General features: G+C 66.3%; 18 protein-coding genes, 1 tRNA gene and 1 pseudogene. 10 read left to right on the top strand and 10 right to left on the bottom strand.

The features are described from left to right. The 7 genes from AB3X89_RS37095 to AB3X89_RS37065 form a co-directional block, all read right to left on the bottom strand. On the bottom strand, positions 1-683 hold a 683-nt coding region (locus AB3X89_RS37095; RefSeq protein ID WP_368587648.1), incomplete at its 3' end, for an MFS transporter. Between the two features lie 141 nt (positions 684-824). Beyond that, the gene (locus AB3X89_RS37090; protein ID WP_368587647.1) at positions 825-1,649 is read right to left on the bottom strand and encodes a phosphodiesterase; all 825 of its coding nucleotides are present in this window, start codon (positions 1,647-1,649) and stop codon (positions 825-827) included. 57 nt (positions 1,650-1,706) lie between these two features. Further along, the gene (locus AB3X89_RS37085; protein WP_368587646.1) at positions 1,707-2,753 is read right to left on the bottom strand and encodes an ABC transporter ATP-binding protein; all 1,047 of its coding nucleotides are present in this window, start codon (positions 2,751-2,753) and stop codon (positions 1,707-1,709) included. After that, positions 2,750-3,679, bottom strand: a complete 930-nt coding sequence (locus tag AB3X89_RS37080; RefSeq protein WP_368587645.1) for an ABC transporter permease — start codon at positions 3,677-3,679, stop codon at positions 2,750-2,752. The genes AB3X89_RS37085 and AB3X89_RS37080 overlap by 4 nt, the downstream gene beginning before the upstream one ends. Before the next feature lie 14 nt (positions 3,680-3,693). Continuing rightward, the gene (locus AB3X89_RS37075; RefSeq protein ID WP_013089865.1) at positions 3,694-4,518 is read right to left on the bottom strand and encodes an ABC transporter permease; all 825 of its coding nucleotides are present in this window, start codon (positions 4,516-4,518) and stop codon (positions 3,694-3,696) included. Continuing rightward, entirely contained in the window at positions 4,515-5,597 is a 1,083-nt protein-coding gene (locus tag AB3X89_RS37070) for an ABC transporter substrate-binding protein (RefSeq protein WP_368587644.1), read from the bottom strand. The genes AB3X89_RS37075 and AB3X89_RS37070 overlap by 4 nt, the downstream gene beginning before the upstream one ends. Positions 5,598-5,695: 98 nt before the next feature. Then, on the bottom strand, positions 5,696-6,763 hold the full coding sequence (locus AB3X89_RS37065) for a LacI family DNA-binding transcriptional regulator (protein WP_368587643.1): 1,068 nt from the start codon (positions 6,761-6,763) through the stop codon (positions 5,696-5,698). 141 nt (positions 6,764-6,904) lie between these two features. Here AB3X89_RS37065 and AB3X89_RS37060 point away from each other — a divergent pair. Beyond that, positions 6,905-6,989: transfer RNA gene (locus AB3X89_RS37060), tRNA-Leu, on the top strand. A 72-nt stretch (positions 6,990-7,061) separates the two neighbouring features. Here AB3X89_RS37060 and AB3X89_RS37055 read toward each other — a convergent pair. Next, a pseudogene (locus AB3X89_RS37055) lies at positions 7,062-7,289 on the bottom strand (helix-turn-helix domain-containing protein); the annotation flags it as partial. A 236-nt stretch (positions 7,290-7,525) separates the two neighbouring features. Here AB3X89_RS37055 and AB3X89_RS37050 point away from each other — a divergent pair. Then, positions 7,526-8,029 (top strand): M48 family metallopeptidase, encoded by a 504-nt coding sequence (locus AB3X89_RS37050; protein WP_013089862.1) that lies wholly within the window; start codon positions 7,526-7,528, stop codon positions 8,027-8,029. Positions 8,030-8,067: 38 nt separating this feature from the next. Here the strand turns inward: AB3X89_RS37050 and AB3X89_RS37045 are convergent, their stop codons facing one another. Next, on the bottom strand, positions 8,068-10,404 hold the full coding sequence (locus AB3X89_RS37045) for an FdhF/YdeP family oxidoreductase (protein ID WP_368587642.1): 2,337 nt from the start codon (positions 10,402-10,404) through the stop codon (positions 8,068-8,070). Between the two features lie 151 nt (positions 10,405-10,555). Between AB3X89_RS37045 and AB3X89_RS37040 the strand changes: the two genes are divergently transcribed. Further along, positions 10,556-11,989 (top strand): PLP-dependent aminotransferase family protein, encoded by a 1,434-nt coding sequence (locus tag AB3X89_RS37040; protein ID WP_368587641.1) that lies wholly within the window; start codon positions 10,556-10,558, stop codon positions 11,987-11,989. Between the two features lie 47 nt (positions 11,990-12,036). Further along, positions 12,037-12,327: a helix-turn-helix domain-containing protein gene (locus tag AB3X89_RS37035; protein WP_368587640.1), complete on the top strand. Its 291-nt coding sequence runs from the start codon at positions 12,037-12,039 to the stop codon at positions 12,325-12,327. A gap of 66 nt (positions 12,328-12,393) precedes the next feature. Here the strand turns inward: AB3X89_RS37035 and AB3X89_RS37030 are convergent, their stop codons facing one another. After that, positions 12,394-12,993: a lysozyme inhibitor LprI family protein gene (locus AB3X89_RS37030; RefSeq protein ID WP_368587639.1), complete on the bottom strand. Its 600-nt coding sequence runs from the start codon at positions 12,991-12,993 to the stop codon at positions 12,394-12,396. A 260-nt stretch (positions 12,994-13,253) separates the two neighbouring features. Between AB3X89_RS37030 and AB3X89_RS37025 the strand changes: the two genes are divergently transcribed. The 6 genes from AB3X89_RS37025 to AB3X89_RS37000 all read left to right on the top strand — a co-directional run. Next, positions 13,254-14,099 (top strand): SH3 domain-containing protein, encoded by an 846-nt coding sequence (locus tag AB3X89_RS37025; RefSeq protein ID WP_368587638.1) that lies wholly within the window; start codon positions 13,254-13,256, stop codon positions 14,097-14,099. A 277-nt stretch (positions 14,100-14,376) separates the two neighbouring features. Further along, positions 14,377-16,692, top strand: coding sequence for a putative bifunctional diguanylate cyclase/phosphodiesterase (locus AB3X89_RS37020; RefSeq protein WP_368587637.1), 2,316 nt, complete (start codon positions 14,377-14,379; stop codon positions 16,690-16,692). Between the two features lie 135 nt (positions 16,693-16,827). Beyond that, the gene (locus AB3X89_RS37015) at positions 16,828-17,016 is read left to right on the top strand and encodes a hypothetical protein (RefSeq protein ID WP_008922008.1); all 189 of its coding nucleotides are present in this window, start codon (positions 16,828-16,830) and stop codon (positions 17,014-17,016) included. Between the two features lie 168 nt (positions 17,017-17,184). Next, the gene (locus tag AB3X89_RS37010; protein ID WP_368587636.1) at positions 17,185-18,582 is read left to right on the top strand and encodes an FAD-containing oxidoreductase; all 1,398 of its coding nucleotides are present in this window, start codon (positions 17,185-17,187) and stop codon (positions 18,580-18,582) included. A gap of 28 nt (positions 18,583-18,610) precedes the next feature. Beyond that, positions 18,611-18,964 (top strand): cupin domain-containing protein, encoded by a 354-nt coding sequence (locus AB3X89_RS37005; protein WP_368587635.1) that lies wholly within the window; start codon positions 18,611-18,613, stop codon positions 18,962-18,964. Positions 18,965-19,111: 147 nt separating this feature from the next. Continuing rightward, the coding region (locus AB3X89_RS37000) for a TMEM175 family protein (RefSeq protein ID WP_368587634.1) at positions 19,112-19,734 on the top strand (623 nt) is incomplete at its 3' end.

The following is a 19,734-nucleotide window of genomic DNA, read 5'->3' as shown; positions in this document are numbered from 1 at the left end:
GCACCGGTCAGCGACGCCTCGCGCAGCGCACGATGCTCGGTCACCAGATGCCACATCGACACGAGCAGCTTGCCGTACGGCAGCGTCGAGGTCGGCTGGCTCTTCGGCAGACGCAAAATGATGACGACTGCGAGCGCGAGCAGCGCGACGACCGATGCGCCAAACACCGCGCGCCAGCCGAAGTATTCACCGACGATGCCCGCCGCGGTCCGCGCGAGCAGGATGCCGAGCAAGAGGCCGCTCATCACGGTACCGACCGCGTGGCCGCGCTCGGACGGCGGCGCGAGTTCGGCCGCGAACGGCACCGCCTGTTGCGCGATCGTCGCGAGCACGCCGATCGCGAGACTCGTGACGATCAGCACCGCGAGCGTCGGCGCCGACGCCGCGACGATGAGCGCGACGCACATGCCGGCGATCTGCAGCAGGATCAGCAGACGCCGGTCGAAGCGGTCGCCGAGCGGCGCGAGCAGCAGCATGCCGGCGGCGTAGCCGAGCTGCGTGACGGCCGGCACCGCGCCGACCCAGGACGCGCTGTCCGGAAACGACTGGCGCAAGTTGTCGAGCAGCGGCTGATTGAAATAGATGTTCGCGACCGAGACACCGGCGATCGTCGCGAGCAGCAGCAACACGCCGCGCAACGACCGGGCGGTGGAAGCGGAAGTGGAAGCGTCGGAAGTGGACATGACAGAGGCGGATCGACGGACCGGCCCATGCGCGGTCCTCAAGCGTGCCGATCATACCGGAGCGGCGCGGTTCGTGCTGACGGCCGCGCGAGGCTCGCCCGCGCGGCCACTATCGGTCTGTAGCGAGATGTACCGCTGGTTTCAGTCGATCAACGCGCCAGCGTCGTAGAACGGATACGGGCCGTCGGCCGCATCGACATACGCGTGATGCGTGACGATGCCCGTCGCCGCAGCGTAGTAATGCAGCGCGTACGCGGGCGGCTCCATCACGAACGCCGACGGTCCGTCCTCGCGAAAATCGAGCGCCACCTGGTGTGCGGGCGCTGGAATCGCGCTCGCGATCGTGCCGCCGAAGCGCACGAACATCGAGCGATGCACGTGCCCGCAGAGCACGCGCTCGACGTTGGGATAGCGGGCGATCAACGCGGCGAGCTTGTCCGATGCCGCCGGGTCGAGCCGGATCTCGTCCATATGCCCGATGCCGCACGCGAACGGCGGATGATGCAGCGCGACCACGACCGGCTTGCCGCGCGCCGCATCGAGCTGCTGCGCGAGCCACGCGAGCCGCGTATCGCACAGCATGCCGGCGCTCGAGCCGGGCACCAGCGAATCCAGTGCGATCACGCGCAGCGGGCCGACGTCGACCGCGTACTGCACGAACTCGCCGCCGCTTAGCAACTCCTCGCGCTCGGGAAACGCGTCGCGCAACGCGTCGCGTTCGTCGTGATTGCCGACCATCAGGAAGTAGGGGATCTCGAGCGGTGCGAGCAATGTCTTCAGGTGCGCATACTGCTGCGGGTCGCCCTGATCGACGAGGTCGCCGGTCATCAGCACCGCGTCGGGGCGCGGTGTGAGCGCGTTCAGCGCGTCGATGCAGCGTGCGAGGTAGGGAGCGGTATCGACGCGGCGATACGCGAGTGCGCCGGGTTGCTTGATATGCAGATCGCTAATTTGGGCCAGCAGCATGACAGAGGTCCTTCGGGTTGCTTCGTGTTGAGCGCCGGGCAGCGGCGCTGTTTGTGCCTACGATAGCGCAATCAATGCGTCCTGCTCGATCGAAATGCCGACCGGCGTGCCGCGCGCAAGCTCGATACGGCCCGCGACGTCGACGACGAGCGGCTCGGGCGCGGCGCCGCCAATCGTCAGGCGCGTGCGTTCGCCGAGGAACGCGGTGCTTTCGATCTGGCCGCGCAGTTGCGCGAGCGCGGGGTCGGTGAGCCGCGCGTCCTCGGGGCGGAAGAAAATTTCGTGCGCGCCGTTCGTATTCGATGCATGCGCGGGTAACGGCACGGCGCCGCCGTTCGTCGTCAGCATGCCGTCGCGCGGCTCGCCCGCGATACGGTTGATCGTGCCGACGAACTGCGCGACCGTGCGATTGGCCGGCCGATAGTAGATGTCACGCGGCGAACCGATTTGCTCGATGCGTCCCGCGCTCATCACGACGATGCGATCGCCGAGCTCCATCGCTTCGGCCTGATCGTGCGTCACGTAGACGGTGGTGATGCCGAGTTCGCGCAACAGCGCGTTCATTTCCGTGCGCAATGCGTCGCGCAGACGCGCGTCGAGCGCGGTCAGCGGTTCGTCGAGCAGCAGCACGCGCGGCTGCACCGCAAGAGCGCGCGCGAGCGCCACACGTTGACGCTGTCCGCCCGACAGTTGATCGATCGGCTTGTCCGCGTGCGCGGCAAGCCGCATCATGCCGAGCAGTTCGTCGACGCGCTGCCGGGCGATGGCCGCCGGCACACGCCTGATCTTCAGGCCGTAGCCGATATTGCCGCGCACGGTCAGGTTCGGAAACAGCGCGTAGCTCTGGAACACCATGCCGACCGCGCGTTTTTCGATCGGCAGCGCGGTCACGTCGTCGTCGCCGAATGCGATGCTGCCGCCGGCGTCCGGGGTTTCGAGGCCCGCGATCAGGCGCAGCGTCGTCGTCTTGCCGCAGCCCGACGGTCCGAGCAGCACGAGGGTTTCGCCCGCGCCGATCGCCAGGTCGAGCGGCTCGAGCACGCGTGTGCCGCGAAACGTCTTGGCGCACTGCGTGAGCGTGATGGGAACCGAGGTCAGTTTCATGGCGTGTCGATGGGTTTCGGGCAAGAGACGGCGCCGCGTTTGTTCGACGCGCTGCGCTGGCCGGTCGCATCGACGCCGAGCCATTGCATCGCGACGAGCAGCGGCATCGTCATGATGAAGAACAGGATCGTGTACGCGCTGCCGATCTCGATGCGCATCGACGCGTAGGTATCGGCGAGGCCGACCGGCAGCGTCTTCGTGTCGGGCGTGTGCAGCATCCACGTGAGATTGAATTCGCCGATCGACAGCGTCAGCACCGCAAGCGCGCCCGCAACGATGCCGGGCCGCGCGTTCGGCAGCACGATCGTGACGAAGCGCGTGAAGAAGCCCGCGCCGAGGCTCGCCGCGCCTTCTTCGAGCGTGCGCAGATCGCCGCTCGCGCAGACCGCGGCGACCGCGCGCACCATGAACGGAAGCGTGAACACCACATGCCCGACGACGATGAACGCCGCGCTCATCCGGAACGCCGTGAAGCCGCCGTAGATCACCAGCAGCGCGAGTGCCGATGCGAGGCCGGGCAGCGCGATCGGCAGCACCAGAAACTCCTCGACGATGCGCGCGAAGCGCGACTTGCTGCGCGCGAGCACGTAGCCCGCGGGTACGCCGGTCAACAGCGTGACGGCGAGCGTCGCCGCGGCCACTTCGAGCGACAGCCACACCGAGCCGTGATACTGGCTCCACACTTCGACGAGCCAGCGCAGCGTGAGTCCGCTCGACACGCCCTTGAAGTAGTTGACCGTCAGCCCCGCGACGATCGACATGACGACCGGCACGATCAGGAACGCGCACAGCAGCAGGGTGACGAACCATTGACCCGCGGCGAGCCAGGTTCGCGAGGAAGGCCACGCGCGTCGCGCGCGCGGTCCCGCTGCCGGTTGCGACGGCGAGGAGGGTGAGGAGGCCGAGGAGGCCGTGACTGAGTTCATGGATGCGTTGTCGTTCATGCGCTCGCCGCCACGCCCGAACCGCTCGCGCTGCGCGCGATCGCCAGCACCGCCCACGTGACGATGCCCAGCACGATCGACAGGCCCGCGGCGGTCACCATGTTCGCGTTCAGCGTGAACTCGGTATAGATGGTCATCGGCAGCACGTCGATGTCGGTGGCGAGCGTGAACGCGGTGCCGAACGCGCCCATCGCGGTCGCGAAGCACACGGCGCCAGCCGCGATCAGTCCGGGCGACAGCGCCGGCAGCACGATGTCGCGCATGATGCGCCACGGCGATGCGCCGAGCGAGCGCGCGGCCTCTTCGAGCGAGGCATCGAGCTTGGTCGCGGAGGCCATCACCGTGACGATCACGCGCGGAATCGAGAAGTACAGATAGCCGAGAAACAGGCCGCTCATCGAATACGCGAACACCCAGCGATCGCCCGCGAGTTTCAGCGACAGCGCGCCGATCAGCCCCTGACGTCCGGCCAGCATGATGACCATGAAGCCGACGACGACGCCCGGAAACGCGAGCGGAAACGTCAGCAGCGCGAGCAGCGTGCGCTTGCCGGCGAACTCGCGGCGCGCGAGCAGCAGCCCCGCGATCACCGACAGCACCAGCGTGGCCGCCGTGACCGCCGCCGACAGCACGACGGTCGCGCCGAGGCTCGACATATAGCGCGGATTGGTCAGCATCGCGCGATAGGTCGCGAAAGCGTGGCCGCCGCCGGAGAGCTGCGCGAGCGCGCCCATCGGCAGCAGCCAGAACGCGATGAACACCGCGAGCGCGGGCGCGAGCAACGCGATGCGCCAGCGCAGCGGGAAGGTGACGTCGTTCAATGCATCACCTGCAGATAGCGCTCGCCGAAGCCCGACTGCTTCTCGGCCATCTTCGCGAAGTCGACCGGCTTCGCGCGCGCGTATTCGCTCGCGGGCAGGAACTGCGCGGCGGTTTCGGCATTCATCGCGCTCGCGCGCACCGGCCGCAGATACGCCTGCGCCCACAGCTTCTGGCCTTCGTCGGACAGCACGAAATCGAGCACCTTCTTGCCGTTCGTTGCGTGCGGCGCGCCCTTCACGAGGCTCATCACGTACGGCACCGAGATCGTGCCTTCCTGCGGAATCACGAACTCGACGTTCGCATGATCCTTGTATTTCGCGCGATACGCGTCGAAGTCGTAGTCGAGCAGGATCGGAATTTCGCCGGACAGCACACGCGCGTACGCGGTTTGCTTCGGCACGATCGGCGCATTCGCCTTGAGCTTGCGGAACCAGTCGAGGCCCGGCTCGAAGTTATCGAGCGTGCCGCCGAGCGCCTGGTTCACCGCGACCGCGCCCGCATAGCCGACGAACGCGCTCGACGGATCGAGGTAGCCGATCATCCCTTTGTATTCAGGCTTCAGCAGATCGGCCCACGAGCGCGGCACCGGTTTGCCTTCGAGCGCGTCCTTGTTGACGAAGAAGCCGAGCGTGCCCGAGTGGATCGTGAACCAGTAGCCTTGCGGGTCTTTCAGGCTTGCCGGAATGTCGTCCCAGTGCGCGGGCTTGTAGGTCTGGATCACGCCCTTGTCCTTCGCCTGGAACGCCGACGACACGCCGAGATACACGACGTCGGCGACCGGGCTTTTCTGCTCGGCCATCAGCTGTGCGATCGATTGGCCCGAGTTCTTGTTGTCGAACGGCACGCGAATGCCGGTCTTTTGCTGGATCGCCTTGATCTGGCTCGCCCAGTCGGCCCATTCGGGCGGGCAGTTGTAGCAGATCGCGGTTTCGTCGGCGCGCGCTTTTTGCGGCGCGAGCGTGACGAACGCCGCGCCGGCCACGAGCAGGCTCGCCGGCACTACGGTCGCGGCGGCGTGCGACAGTTTCTGCCAGAGCGGTTTGAGCGAGGATGCGAAGCGTGAGGTCGAGCGGGTCACTGCAGGTCTCCTGTGTTCGATCGGTGCAAGTGCTTCCGCACTCACTCCGGGCCCGTAAAAGGTGATGGTTGCAAGCGGTTGTGGTGCGCGAAGGCTGCCTAGGCGGTCAGCCCTTGCGTTGGTGACGCCCTGTCGAAATCTGCGTGGGACCCGAGTGCCGCGATCGTCGCGCCTTCGCGCACGCTGTGCGGTAGGGTCAATGCGAGCGAAGTGGCGGGGAATGCGCGCTCGTCGCGCTCGCCGCCGATCCGTGCGAGCAGACGCTGCCACGCCGCCCGGCCGATCTCGCGATTCGGCGCGCAGATGCTGGCGAGCGCGGGCGACAGCAGTTCGCCCATCGCGAGGCCGTCGAAGCCGAGAATCGACATATCCTGCGGAATTCTCAGACGCGCGCGGCGCAGGCCGCGCATCACGACCATCGCGAGCAGATCGTTGCTGCAGAAGAGGGCGGTCGGACGGTTTGCGCCGTGCGTCAGGTGCGCGAGCACGGACGGCGCGAGTTCGTCGGCGTTGAAATCGACTTCGAGCGCGGGCGCGGCGATGAGGCCGGCTTGCTGCATCGCCTGCGTGTAGCCGAGATGCCGCTGACGCGCGCGATCCGACGCGGCGAACGAGCCGGCCAGCATCAGGATGCGGCGATGGCCGTTGGCAATGAGTCGGCGCACGCCGTCGTAGGCGGCAAGGCGATTGTCGACCGACACCGACGGGCGGCGCACCGTGTCGTTGTGCATCAGCACGTACAGCAGGCCGTCGCGGTCGAGTTCGTCGAGCAGCGGATGGGTGTCGGCATCGGCGACGGTCAGGATCAGGCCTTCGACGCGATGTTCGCGCAGCGTCTCGATTGCATGACGCTCGCGGTCCACGTCGTACTGCGTGGTCATCAGCATCAGCCGATAGCCTTGCGCCGACGCGAGATCGTCGATGCCTTGCAGGCATTCGGCGAACACCGGGTTCGCGAGCGTCGGCAGAACGACGCCGATCAGGCGCGTACGCTCGCCGCGCAATTGCCGGCCGAGCGGGCTCGGGCGGAAGTTCAGCGCGTCGATCGACTGACGTACCTTGTCGAGCGTGATGGGGTTCACGGTGTGCGGCGCGTTGATCGCGCGCGATACCGTGGCAATGGAAAAGCCCGCGTGGGCGGCGACATCCTTGATCGTCGGCGTCATCGGTTTGCGGCCCGCTGTAATCGTTTTCGTGAGCGGATTATCGGCAAGGTTTGTGACTTGGGGATGAACGTGGTGTCGGGCGTTCTTGGGGCAGCGGCGACGCGATGGTAGAATTCGCGACCACGCGCGATTGCGACCCCTGCCGGGGTGATGAAATTGGTAAACATAGCGGACTTAAAATCCGCCGCCTTCGGGCTTGCCGGTTCAAGTCCGGTCCCCGGCACCAGTGTTGCAATGACAGGCACGATGCGCGCACGCCGATGACCGCCGTGCCGATCTCGCTCTCCAGTTTTCCCGATCAGAAATCCAGTTGCTTCGCGCTGATACCGAGCGCCGCCGCGATCTTCTCGCGCGATGATTTGCGCAAGCGATCGCTATTTTCCTGTTGTGCAAAAGCAGGCTGGCTGATGCCAAGACGCGCCGCGATGTTCGCCTGAGTGAAACCGAGCTGTTCGCTCCATGCGCGTACGGGTGAAGCGCCGTCAACCGTGCGGCTCACGACGTCGTTGGGAATCAGGTTCCGGTCAGTGCCGGTCAGTAGTTCTTGTGTATCCCTGGTGATCAGAGCGTTGCTCGAATCTGCGGCGCATCGCACGGAAGCGGTGAAACTCGTTGGCCTATGCGGACAAAATCGAGTGAGAAACTGTCACACCGCATAACGCGATGAACCTCCAGAACTCGGCGTAACTCCGGACAAGCGCCTAACCTTGTCGATCGGCGCGACCGTGCGTAATATCACCTCGCCAACCTCAATCCGCCTTCATGTCTTCGCTCAAATACCTGACCGGCTACCCCGCACCTCTGCAAGACAAGGTGAGAACGCTGATCGCCGACGATCAGCTCGGCTCCTATCTCGCGCAGAAGTACCCGAACACGCACGAGGTGCAAACCGACCGCGCGCTCTACGAGTACTGCGCGGAGCTCAAACGCGAACACCTGCGCAACGCGGAGCAGATCGACAAGGTCACCTACGACAGCAAGCTCGACGTGATGCGTCACGCGCTCGGCCTGCATACGAGCATTTCGCGCGTGCAGGGCAGCAAGCTGAAGGCGAAGAAGGAAATCCGCATCGCGTCGCTATTCAAGGGCGCGGCGCCGGAGTTTCTGAAGATGATCGTCGTGCACGAACTCGCTCATCTGAAAGAGAGCGATCACAACAAGGCGTTCTATCGTCTGTGCGAGTTCATGCAGCCGGGGTACCACCAGATCGAATTCGATCTACGTCTGTATCTGACGCATCGCGATCTGGCGAAGAAGCCCGTGTGAGGGACGCCGCGCGCAAGGCGCGGAAAATAGAACTGACTTCAGGCCGCCGGAGCAGTGAGATCCTCCACCACCGACGCCGTCAACAAAACGGGAATCGACTTCGACGTCGGCGTACCCGCGCCATCCGCGACCGAGGAGAGCGGTACCAGCGGATTCGTCTCCGGATAGTAAGCGCCGAGGCAGCCGCGCGGAATGTCGTACTCGACGAGCAGAAAACCGTCCACCCGTCGCTCGATGCCATCGGCCCACACGCTCGTGATATCGACACGCTGACCGGCCGCGAACCCGAGCATCGCCAGATCGTCCTTGTTGGCGAACAGCACGCGCCGCTGTCCGTACACGCCGCGATAGCGATCGTCGAGACCGTAAATCGTCGTGTTGTACTGATCGTGTGAGCGGGTAGTCATCAGCGTCATCAGGCGTTCGCCGTGACGCTTCTTCGCCTGATGAATCGGCGTGTCGAGCGCGATCGCGTGGACGATGAACTGCGCCTTGCGGCTCGGGGTTTTCCAGATGCGATCGCGCGACGCGACGCCGAGATGGAAGCCGCCCGGCTTCTTCAGGCGCTCGTTGTAGTCGTCGAAACCGTCGATCACCTTCGCGATGCCATCGCGAATCAGCGCGTAGTCGGCCGCATGCGCGAGCCAGTCCACCTTGCCACTGCCCAAAGTCGCATGCGCCATCCGCGCGACGATCGCCACTTCGGATAGCAGATTGTCCGACGCCGGCTTGTTCATCCCGTACGAGATGTGCACCATGCTCATCGAATCCTCGACGCTGACGCCTTGCGCCACGCCGTTCTGAAGATCGATTTCGGTGCGCCCGAGCGTCGGCAGGATCAGCGCGTCGCGGCCGTGCACGAGGTGGCTGCGATTGAGCTTCGTCGTCACGTGCACGGTCAGCTCGCATGCGCGCATCGCGTCCCACGTGCGCGGCGTGTCCGGCGTCGCGATCGAGAAATTACCGCCGAGGCCGATGAACACTTTCACCTTGCCATCGAGCATCGCCTGAATCGTGTTGACGACGTCGAGTCCGTGCTCGCGCGGCGGCGCGAAATCGTAGGCTGCGCCAAGCTTGTCGAGAAACGCGTCGGTAGGCTTTTCCTCGATGCCGACCGTGCGGTCGCCCTGCACGTTCGAGTGTCCGCGCACCGGGCACAGCCCCGCGCCGCGCCGGCCGATATTGCCGCGCATCATCATCAGATTCGACAGCAGCTGCACCGTCGCGACCGAGTTCTTGTGCTGCGTGAGACCCATGCCCCAGGTCGAAATCACCGCGCGGCCCTTCACATAGATATCGGCGAGCTTCAGCACCTCGTCGAGCGGCACGCCGGCCTCGGCGACGATCGTGTCCCAGCGCTCGGCGCGCAGATCGTCGGCGAATGCGGCGAAGCCGACCGTGTGTTGGGCGATGAAGTCGACGTCGAGCACGCGCTCGAGGCCCGACACCAGCGCTTCGTCGTCGAGTTCGAGCACGCGTTTGGCGACGCCCTTGATCAGCGCGAAATCGCCGCCGACCTTCGGACGGATGAACACGGAGCTGATTTTCGTGCTGCCCATCGTCAGCATTTCGACCGGGTGCTGCGGGCTCGCGAAACGTTCGAGGCCGCGCTCCTTCAGCGGATTGATCGACACGATCGTCGCACCGCGCTTCGCGCACTCGCGCAGCTCGCCGAGCATGCGCGGATGGTTGGTGGCCGGGTTCTGGCCGAAGATCAGCAGCGTATCCGCGTGTTCGAAGTCGTCGAGCGTGACCGTGCCCTTGCCGATGCCGACCGTGTGCGGCAGGCCACGGCTCGTCGCCTCGTGGCACATGTTCGAGCAGTCGGGAAAATTGTTGGTGCCATACATGCGCACGAACAGCTGGTACAGGAACGCGGCTTCGTTGCTCGCGCGGCCCGACGTATAGAACGCGGCGCGGTTCGGATCGTCGAGACGCTTCAGATGGCTTGCGATCAGCTCGAACGCGTCGTCCCAGCCAATCGGCACGTAACGGTCGCGCGCGGCGTCGTAGACGAGCGGATCGGTCAGGCGGCCGTGCTGCTCGAGCTCGAAGTCGGATTGCTTCATCAGCTCGGCGACGCTGTGCTGCTCGAAGAACGCGGGCGTCACGCGCTTGCCGGTGGCCTCGGCGGCCACCGCCTTCACGCCGTTTTCGCAGAACTCGAACGTCGACGCGTGCTCGCGATCCGGCCACGCGCAGCCAGGGCAGTCGAAGCCGTCAGGCTGGTTCTGCTTGAGCAGCGTGCGGTAGTTGCCGCCCGCGACCTTTTCCTTGAGCAGGTTGATGGCGACATACTTCAGCGCGCCCCAGCCGGCGGCGGGGTGCTTGTACGGCTCGATGCGGGGTTCGGCTTGTGCTTCGTTCTTCTTCATGACGTGGCGATGGACAGATTCGACAGGCTTTGCAGCCCAATGCCCGCAAGCGTACTGTGTTCCACAATCCACGTCGGATACAGAAAATCGGAAAGAATAGGAGTACAGTTGCGCGACAATCTCTGAAACCGCCCGAACCCGCCCGAATCGCATGAAGCTCTACGAAAAACTCGCCGACGAAATCACCGAAGCCGTGCGCCGCGGCGTATTCGCGGCCGGCGAGCGGATTGCGTCGGTGCGCCAGGCGAGTCAGCAGCACGGCGTCAGCATCAAGACGGTGCTGCATGCGTATGCGCTGCTGGAGAGCCGCGGCGTCATCGAAAGCCGGCCGCAGTCGGGCTATTTCGTGCGCGACGCGGCCGCGCGGGCGCTCACGCCGGCGCCCGCCGCGGCGCGCGCCGGCCGCACGTCCGCGCCGCCGCCGGTGCCCGCGACGGTCGACGTGAGCCGGCTCGTGCTGTCGACGCTGCGCAGCATCCGCGCGCACGACGCCGTGCCGTTCGGCTCGCCGTATCCCGATCCGTCGTTGTTCCCGTGGCGGCGCATCAACCAGTACGCGAACGCGATCGCGCGCCGGCACGCGAGCTGGAATCTGATCGACGATCTGCCGCCGGGCAACCCCGAGCTGATCCGCCAGATCGCGCGGCGCTACGCGGAAAACGGTCTGCCGGTCGATCCGGGCGAAATCGTGATCACGCTCGGCGCGACCGAGGCGATCAACCTGAGCCTTCAGGCGGTCGCGAAGCCGGGCGACACCGTCGCGGTCGAATCGCCGACCTTCTATGCGATGCTGCACGCGATCGAGCGCCTCGGCATGCGCGCGATCGAAGTGGCGACGCATCCGGTCGACGGCATCGACATCGACGCGCTCGCGAAGGTGATCGCGCGTCAGAAGATCGCCGCGTGCATGGTGATGCCGAACTTCCAGAATCCGCTCGGTTTCTGCATGTCCGACGAGCGTAAGCGGCAACTGGTCGAACTGCTGGCCGCGCACGAGATTCCGGCGATCGAAAACGACGTCTACCAGGAGCTGTACTTCGGCGACGCGCGGCCATCGACGCTGAAGACTTTCGACACCAAAGGGCTCGTGCTGCACTGTGCGTCGTTTTCGAAAAGCCTGACGGCGTCGTACCGGATCGGCTGGGCGCTGCCGGGGCGTTATCGCGCGCAGGTCGAGAAGCTCAAGTTTCTGAACACGCTGACGACGCCGTCGGTGCCGCAGGTCGCGGTCGCCGATTATCTGCGTCAGGACGGCTACGACCGGCATCTGCGGCATCTGCGCCGCGTGTACCGGCAGCAGGCGAGCATCATGAGCGCGCTGGTGCTGCGATTCTTCCCGGTCGGCACGCGCGTGTCGACGCCGCGCGGCGGCTACGTGCTGTGGGTCGAACTGCCGCTTGCGATCGACTCGATGCGGCTTTATCAGGCCGCGCTCGAACGCAGTATCACGGTCGGGCCGGGGATGATGTTTTCGACGCGCAACGATTACCAGCACTTCATCCGGCTGAATTACAGCTATCCGTGGACCGCGCAGGCCGAGGCGGCGTTGAAGACGCTCGGCGAGCTGGCCACGGCGATGGCGTGAATCGCGCAACCGCGATACAACCGACGCATCACAACAGCGAGACCGACATGAACGACGACGACATCGACCCGCAACTCGCCGCGATACTCGCGCAGCTATGGCGCGCGCATCGCGAGATACCCCGGCGCGCGTGGTCGCTCGCGAAGCTGTCGAAGCAGGCCGGCGTGCCGATGAGCAGCTTGCGGCGCCAATTGACGGCGCTATCGGGCGCCGGTCTCGTCGATACGGTGTTCCATGACGATGGCACCGGAGCCGCGTCGCTGAGCGAAACCGGCGCGCAGCTTTGCGCGGAGCTGTTCGGCACGGGCGAGGGCGGTGAGCCGTCGGCCGCTGACTGAGCTTTCCGCGCGCAGTTCACCCGGCGCGCAGGCTCATCGCCGTCGTGGCCAGTGTGTTTCGCCGTCTCATTGCCCAACGCTCGCCTGCATCTGCGGTTGCATCGGCCTCTGCATCGGCGCTTGCTCTTGCGATGGCGCCATGTCCGCCGTCTCGAGCGTGGCCACGCCGCAAAACCAGTCGTCATCGCGCGGCTGAAACCTCCAACGCTGGCCCGACTGTTCGATCACGCTCGCACACTGCTCGTTGACGACGAGGCCGGGCTTCGCGGCCGTGCATTGCAGCGTCGACGGGTCCGGGTGCGCTTTCACATCCCCGCCCGCGGACGCCGGGTGCCGCGCGGCCTTCGGCAAGCTCGCCAGCAGCCGCTGCAATTCGTCGATGCGCGTCGCGTACCACGTCCGCAGACACGCGACGTCACGGCAGTTCGCTTCGCGCCAGGCCCACTTGCTGTCGCTGTCGTCGATGAACGCGCGGCGCTGGGCGACCCGCCGGCGCGCTTTCCAGTAGAGTTGGCCCAACGTGTCGTCGAGCGCCGACAGCGCGGAGTCGCCGCAAATCATGCGCTCGGCCGGCGAGCGGCCGCGCTGGCAGTCGAAGCTGGCGGCGTTGGTATACGGATGCGCGAGCAGCAGTCCGGCGAGCAGGAGGGGGCGGAAGAGGGTCATCAGAGTCCCGGCGGTGCATCGATTGATCATGCCGCCGATGATCGACCGGTCGCGCGCTTCCCGGACGCTCGAACAACGTCGGAGTTCGGGCGGGTCGTTACAAGATCTTGCCGCTCGGGCTTGCCGGCTGGCATATGCCGTGCGTGATTGCTGCGGGCGCACGTTCGCGTGTCATGAAGCAGGCGCAACGTCTATTTATTGGAAGTGGGGGCACATAGGCCGGCGTGGTCAAAAGGTGGCCATCGAAATCGGGAGAGCGAATGCAACGACAACTCTTGATCGGTCTTTACATGGCAGCGGGCCTGCTGACTTTGCCCGGCGTGGCCAGCGCGCAGGCGCAGGCCTATACGAACAGCGGGACCAACGTGCGCGCGGGCCCGGCGTCCGATTATCCGATCGTCGCGCAGCTACCGGGCGGCGCTCCTGTGACGGTGATGGGGTGCCTGAGCAACTACCAGTGGTGCGACGTCGCCACACCGAATCTGCGCGGGTGGGTGTATGCGTCACGGCTCAGTTCGCCGTACCAGGGCTACAACATGCCGCTGAACTACGGCGCCGCGCTCGGCCTGCCGATCCTCGCGTTCTCGATCAACGATTACTGGGGCAACTACTACCGCGGCCAGCCGTGGTACGGCCAGCGCTCGCGCTGGGCTCGTCATGCGCCGCCCCCGCCGCCGCGACCCGGCGCCGGGCATCCGCCGCCGAACTGGCGGCCGCTGCCGGGGCATGTCGGCGGGCGTCCGCCGGGTGGCTCGCCGCCGGGTCACGCGGGCGGGCGTCCGCCGGGTGGGCCGCCGCCGGGCCATACAGGCGGACGGCCTCCAAGTAACGAGGGTGGCCGACCACCGGGCAACGCGGGTGGACGCCCACTGGGTGGCCCGCCTCCGGGCAGCGCCGGCGGCCGTCCTCCCGGCGCGCAGCAGGGCGGTGGGGCTGGCCGGCCGCCGGGCGGCGGACCGCAAGGCGGCGGAGGCGGACACCCGCCGGGCGGCGCTCAGCAAGGCGGCGGCAATCGGCCCCCAGGTGGTCATCAAGGCGGACCCCAAGGAGGTCCTCAAGGCGGTGGTGGCGGAACACGGCCTCCAGGAGGCGGCGGCAACAATTGACAATCATTGACGCCGCCACTGCACTGAAGACAATGGTGCCAAACGGGCCGCCGCAACCTGCTGCAGCGGCCCGGCGTCGAGCCGCCGCGGCGCCCGCGGGCTACGAACCCACGGCGCGAGAACCGCCGTCGCCCGTCGTACCCGCGTCAACCGATGCTTGCACGCCACACCTGCAGCCGTCCGCACCGATGCGTGGCGGATTTTCACGCCGTGCTTAGCGTAAACCCCGGTGTGCCGCGTACACTAACTTGCCGATGTTGGGTTGGGGGGCGCAACTATGATTTGCGAAGCGACATCACGTGGCACGACGACAGCCGCGCCGGAGGGCGCCCGCTATCGCCCGGAACGGGCCGAGGAAGTGCTCGCATCCGAGCGCAGCGTGTTGCGGCTGATCACGCGCAACACGCCGCTGCCCGAGCTGCTCGACGAAGTCTGCCGTCGCGCCGAGGCGCTGCTCGGCGACGGCGCGTGCTGCTCGATCCTGCTGCTCGACCCAGACGGCTTGCATGTGCGCGTAGGCGGCGCGCCGTCGCTGCCGCCCCCGTTCAGCGCCGCGATCGAGGGCGCCGCGATCGGTCCGCGCGCCGGTTCGTGCGGCACGGCGATGTTCGAGCGCCGTCTGGTGATCGTCGACGACATCGAATCCGATCCGCTGTGGGAAAACTTCCGCGCTTTCGCATTGCCGCACGGCTTGCGCGCCTGCTGGTCCGTGCCCTTCGAAAACGACGCCGGCATCGTGCTCGGCGCGTTCGCCGTCTACTACCGCACCTCGCGCCGTCCGACCCCAGAGGAAGAGGCGATGCTGCGCGACATCGGCAGCAGCGTCGGGCTCGCGGTCCATCAGGACGCGATGGCGCAGCGCCTCGCGCACAGCGAGGAGCGTCACCGGCTGGTCGTCGATCATCTGAGCGAAGGCATCGTCGTGCAGTCGCGCACCGGCATCGTGCTCGCCTGCAATCCGAGCGCGCAGCGCATGCTGCACGTGACGCCGCAGGTCGTCGGCCGCAGCATGCAGACCGTGATGACACGCGCGTTCGGCGAGGACGGCTCGGTGATCGGCGACGGCAACCGTCCGGTCACCCAGGTCTTCGCGACCGGCAAGCCGATGCTCGGCGTGACGATCGGCCTCGAGCTGATGAGCGGCGAAGTCGTGTGGATCACGGAAAACGTCGTGCCGATCCTGCGCCCGGGCGAGAGCGAGCCGGATTCCGTGCTGATTTCGTTTTCCGACATCGGGCCGGTGCGCGAGGCGCAGCGCCAGCTGAAATACCTGGCCACGCGCGATTCGCTGACGGGCCTCTACAACCGCGCTTACCTGACCGAGCGGATGCGCGACCTGTTCGCGCCGCGCGCCAGCGGCGAGCATGGCGGCGAACCCGCCAGCGTCGCCGTGCTGTTCGTCGATCTCGACGGTTTCAAGAAGGTCAACGACACGGCCGGTCACGAAGCCGGCGACGCCTTGCTGTGCAGCGTCGCCGAGCGGCTGTCGGCCTGCGTCGGGCGCAGCGACACGCTGGCCCGGGTGGGCGGCGACGAGTTCGTGATCGTCTCCAGTGCGTGCGGCAATACCGGCGAGCTGATCGGCCTCGCGCATCGTGTTCTCGACATGATCGCGGTGCCGTTCGCGGTGGCGGGCAACGAGTACTACCTGGGCGCGTCGATCGGCATCAGCCTCTTTCCCGAAGACGGCCAGGACGTCGCGACGCTGATGCGCAACGCCGACTCGGCGATGTATCACGCGAAGCAGCGCGGCCGCAACAACTTCCAGTTCTTCACCGCCGAGCTGAACCAGCATCTGCAGCGGCGTTTCACGATCGAGCAGTCGCTGCGGCGCGCGCTCGCGGCCAACGAGCTGAGCCTTGTGTATCAGCCGATCGTCGATAGCCAGAGCGGTCGCACGATCGGCGCGGAAGCGCTGCTGCGCTGGTACAACAGCGAACTGGGCAACGTGTCGCCGGGCGAATTCATTCCGGTCGCCGAGGACGCCGGGCTGATCGTCGAGATCGGCGACTGGGTGCTCGAACACGCCTGCCAGCAGGTCGCGCAGTGGCGGCGCACGTTGGCGCCGCATCTGATCGTCGCGGTGAATCTGTCGCCGCGGCAGTTCAACGACGGGCTGCTCGAGCGCATCGAGCGCTGTCTCGCGCAGTCCGCGCTCGAACCGGCCGCGCTCGAACTGGAAATCACCGAGCGGCTGCTGATGAGCGATAGCGACACCGTGCTGCCGATGCTGAGCGCGCTGAGCGCAATGGGCGTGCGCGTGTCGGTCGACGATTTCGGCACCGGTTATTCGTCGCTGTCGTACCTGAAGCGTTTTCCGCTGCATAACCTGAAGATCGACCGGTCGTTCGTCGCGGGGCTGCCGGATCATCGCGATTCGATCGCGATCACGCAGGCGGTCGTCGCGATGGCGCACTCGCTCGGCATGAACGTGACGGCCGAGGGCGTCGAGACCGCCGAGCAGGCGGCGTTTCTGCGCGCGATCGATTGCGACAAGCAGCAGGGCTACCTGTACAGCCGGCCGGTCGGGGCCAGCGCCTATGCGCGCACGCTGTACGACGCGCAATTGATCGGCATGGCGAAGGCGTCCTGACGCGATTGTTCAGATTGCCGAACAAGTGACTTCGCGTTGCCGCTATTTATCGGCGGCGACGCGCTCCCTAGAATTCCCCCATCGAAACGTTATTGGTGCGCGGTGCCGAAGCGGCGCTCCGCAATGGGGGTCGTGATGTCAGAGTTGATTAGAAACCAGCTTTACCGGCCATCGGTCGTGTTGCCGATGGTCGCTTTGATGCAGGTGATGGTGTCGCAAGACTTCAATCTCGGCCAGGTCGGCTGGGTGTTTGCGGCGCGCGGCGCGCAGGCCGCCTTGCAGCGTTCGCGCGAGTTGATTTGCGCGGTTCATTGCCACGCCTGAGAAGTCCCGCAGCGTATTCACAGTAATCCCAACGGATTGGCGCCACCTCGCGCGGCGCATGGCAAAACGGGTCGTCGCCAAAGCGCCCGCACGATCCGACATCGCATGGCAGCCGGTGGCACTAAGCGTAAGATGCTACGACCTGCACCCAGACCCGGGAGAGTTGCCATGCCACAGCACTTCGACGCAGTCGTGATCGGTACGGGACAAGGCGGCTCACCGCTCGCCGTGCGCCTCGCTCAAAGCGGACGCCGTACCGCGGTGATCGAACGCGCGGACTTCGGCGGCACCTGCGTGAACGTCGGCTGTACGCCGACCAAGTCTTATGTGGCGAGCGCCCGCGCGGCGCACGTGGCGCGCCATGCGGCGGACCTGGGCGTGCAGGTGGGCTCGGTCAGCGTCGATATGGCGGCCGTCAAGGCGCGCAAGGACCGGATCATCGGACAGTCGCGCAGCGGCGTCGAAAAATGGCTGCGCGGCACGGAAAACATCACGGTGTTCAATGGCCACGCGCGCTTCACCGGCGCGCGCACGCTGTCGATCATCGGGCGCGACGGCCAACCGCAGGACGAACTCAGCGCGTTCGAAATCTTCATCAACACCGGCACGCGCGCGGTCGTGCCGCCGCTCGAAGGCATCCAGCGGATTCCGTACTACACCAACTCGACGCTGCTCGAACTGACCACTTTGCCGAATCATCTGGTGATCGTCGGCGGCAGTTATATCGCGCTCGAATTCGCGCAGGTGTTTCGCCGCTTCGGCAGCCGCGTCAGCGTGCTGGTGCGCGGCGAGCGCGTGCTCAACCGCGAGGATGCGGACTTCGCGGAATCGGTGCAGAAGGTGCTCGCGCGCGAGGGCGTCGAGTTTCATTTCGGCGTGCAGCCGACGCGCGTCGAGCCGCATCCGCATCGCGCGAATGACGTGTGCATCGGCTTCGAGCAGAACATCCCGGCGATGGAGGCATCGCACCTGCTGCTCGCGACCGGCCGCACGCCGAATACCGACGACCTCGGTCTCGACGCCGCGGGCATCGAGACCGACCGGCACGGCACGATCATCGTCGACGGCCAACTGCGCACCAGCGCGCCGGGTGTGTGGGCGATCGGCGACGTCAACGGCCGCGGCGCGTTCACGCATACCTCCTACGACGACTACCAGATCGTCGCGGCGAACCTGCTCGACGGCGGCGCGCGCAGCGTCGACACGCGGATCATGACGTACGCGGTGTTCGTCGATCCGCCGCTCGCGCGTGTCGGCATGTCGGAGGAGGAGGTGCGCAAGAGCGGCCGCCAGGCGCTGATCGCGACGATGCCGATGTCGCGCGTGGGCCGTGCGCGCGAGCGTGGCGAAACCGACGGCTTCATGAAGGCGCTCGTCGATGCGAACAGCAAACAGATACTCGGCGCGGCGATTCACGGCGTCGAGGGCGACGAGGCGATCCATACGTTCGTCGACATCATGACGGCGGGCGCGCCATATCCGACCTTGCAATACGCGATGCACGTGCATCCGACCATCAGCGAACTCGTGCCGACGCTGCTCGATGGACTCAAACCGATGCAATGAACCGCGTTGACGCCGGCGCAACACGCCCATGACGAACTCGCTCAAACCCGCGCGTAGCAGCGGCAACCTGTTCGACGCCGTCGCGCGGTCGGGGACGACGGCCGATGAGCAGGTCGACCCGCTCGTCGAGCAGGGCGGCGTGACGATCGAGCGGATCGTCTCGACCGGGCAGGCGAGTCCGCCCGGCTTCTGGTACGACAGCCCGCGCGCCGAATGGGTCGTGCTGCTCAGCGGCGCGGCGGCGCTCGAATTCGACGGCGACCCCAAGCCGCATCCGATGAAGCCCGGCGATCACGTGCTGATCGAAGCGCATTGCCGGCACCGCGTCGCATATACGAGCGACACCGAGCCAAGCGTGTGGCTCGCCGTCTACTACCCTTGAGCCGCGGCGGACGGAGCCATCCGCGCGGCCGGCTCCGCGCATCGACAAATCCTCACACCATCACGGATAATCGGCAGCGGCGCGGCCCGCGCGCAATGCGCGGGCGGGCTGTGCGCCCCAACGCATTCATCTTCGGGACATTGCAGCATGGGCAAGGGACGCGTCGAAGCCTTCAGCGATGGCGTAATCGCCATCATCATCACGATCATGGTGCTCGAGCTGAAGGTGCCCGAGGGCTACGATCTCGCGGCGCTGCGCCCGGTCGTACCGGTGTTCTGCGCTTACGTGCTGAGCTTCATCTACGTCGGCATCTACTGGAACAATCACCATCATGTGTTCCATGCGGTGCAGACGGTCAACGGCAAGGTGCTGTGGGCGAACCTGCATCTGCTGTTCTGGCTGTCGCTGCTGCCGGTCGTCACGCACTGGGTCGGCCGAAACCATCTGGCCGCGTGGCCGACCGCGATGTACGGCATCGTGCTGTTCATGTCGGCGATTGCGTATTTCATCCTGACGCGCGCGCTGATTTCTCAGCATGGACGCGATTCGGCACTGGCCAAAGCGCTCGGCAGCGACTTCAAGGGTAAGGTCTCCGTCGTCATTTACCTGACCGGTATCGGACTCGCGTTCGTCGTACCGTGGGCGTCGGCGCAGCTCATCGCGACCTTCGGCACGTTTGCCGCGGCGTTTCTCGTGCGGCCGATCGGCGGCATGGTGTTCGGGCCGCTCGGTGACCGCATCGGCCGTCAGCGCGTGCTGGCGATGACGAT

Origin of the sequence: Paraburkholderia sp. BR14320 (assembly GCF_040948665.1) — a bacterium.
Taxonomy (GTDB): Bacteria; Pseudomonadota; Gammaproteobacteria; order Burkholderiales; family Burkholderiaceae; genus Paraburkholderia; species Paraburkholderia youngii.
Note: the sequence above shows the minus strand (reverse complement) of the source record. Positions and strands in the feature narration are given on the sequence as shown.

Coding starts and splice junctions, on each gene's coding strand:
- AB3X89_RS37040 (WP_368587641.1), top strand. CDS start 10,556: ATGAAGCTCTACGAAAAACTCGCCGACGAAATCACCGAAGCCGTGCGC.
- AB3X89_RS37085 (WP_368587646.1), bottom strand. CDS start 2,753: ATGAAACTGACCTCGGTTCCCATCACGCTCACGCAGTGCGCCAAGACG.
- AB3X89_RS37090 (WP_368587647.1), bottom strand. CDS start 1,649: ATGCTGCTGGCCCAAATTAGCGATCTGCATATCAAGCAACCCGGCGCA.
- AB3X89_RS37050 (WP_013089862.1), top strand. CDS start 7,526: ATGTCTTCGCTCAAATACCTGACCGGCTACCCCGCACCTCTGCAAGAC.
- AB3X89_RS37035 (WP_368587640.1), top strand. CDS start 12,037: ATGAACGACGACGACATCGACCCGCAACTCGCCGCGATACTCGCGCAG.
- AB3X89_RS37025 (WP_368587638.1), top strand. CDS start 13,254: ATGCAACGACAACTCTTGATCGGTCTTTACATGGCAGCGGGCCTGCTG.
- AB3X89_RS37080 (WP_368587645.1), bottom strand. CDS start 3,679: ATGAACTCAGTCACGGCCTCCTCGGCCTCCTCACCCTCCTCGCCGTCG.
- AB3X89_RS37020 (WP_368587637.1), top strand. CDS start 14,377: ATGATTTGCGAAGCGACATCACGTGGCACGACGACAGCCGCGCCGGAG.
- AB3X89_RS37045 (WP_368587642.1), bottom strand. CDS start 10,404: ATGAAGAAGAACGAAGCACAAGCCGAACCCCGCATCGAGCCGTACAAG.
- AB3X89_RS37065 (WP_368587643.1), bottom strand. CDS start 6,763: ATGACGCCGACGATCAAGGATGTCGCCGCCCACGCGGGCTTTTCCATT.
- AB3X89_RS37005 (WP_368587635.1), top strand. CDS start 18,611: ATGACGAACTCGCTCAAACCCGCGCGTAGCAGCGGCAACCTGTTCGAC.
- AB3X89_RS37030 (WP_368587639.1), bottom strand. CDS start 12,993: ATGACCCTCTTCCGCCCCCTCCTGCTCGCCGGACTGCTGCTCGCGCAT.
- AB3X89_RS37015 (WP_008922008.1), top strand. CDS start 16,828: ATGTCAGAGTTGATTAGAAACCAGCTTTACCGGCCATCGGTCGTGTTG.
- AB3X89_RS37010 (WP_368587636.1), top strand. CDS start 17,185: ATGCCACAGCACTTCGACGCAGTCGTGATCGGTACGGGACAAGGCGGC.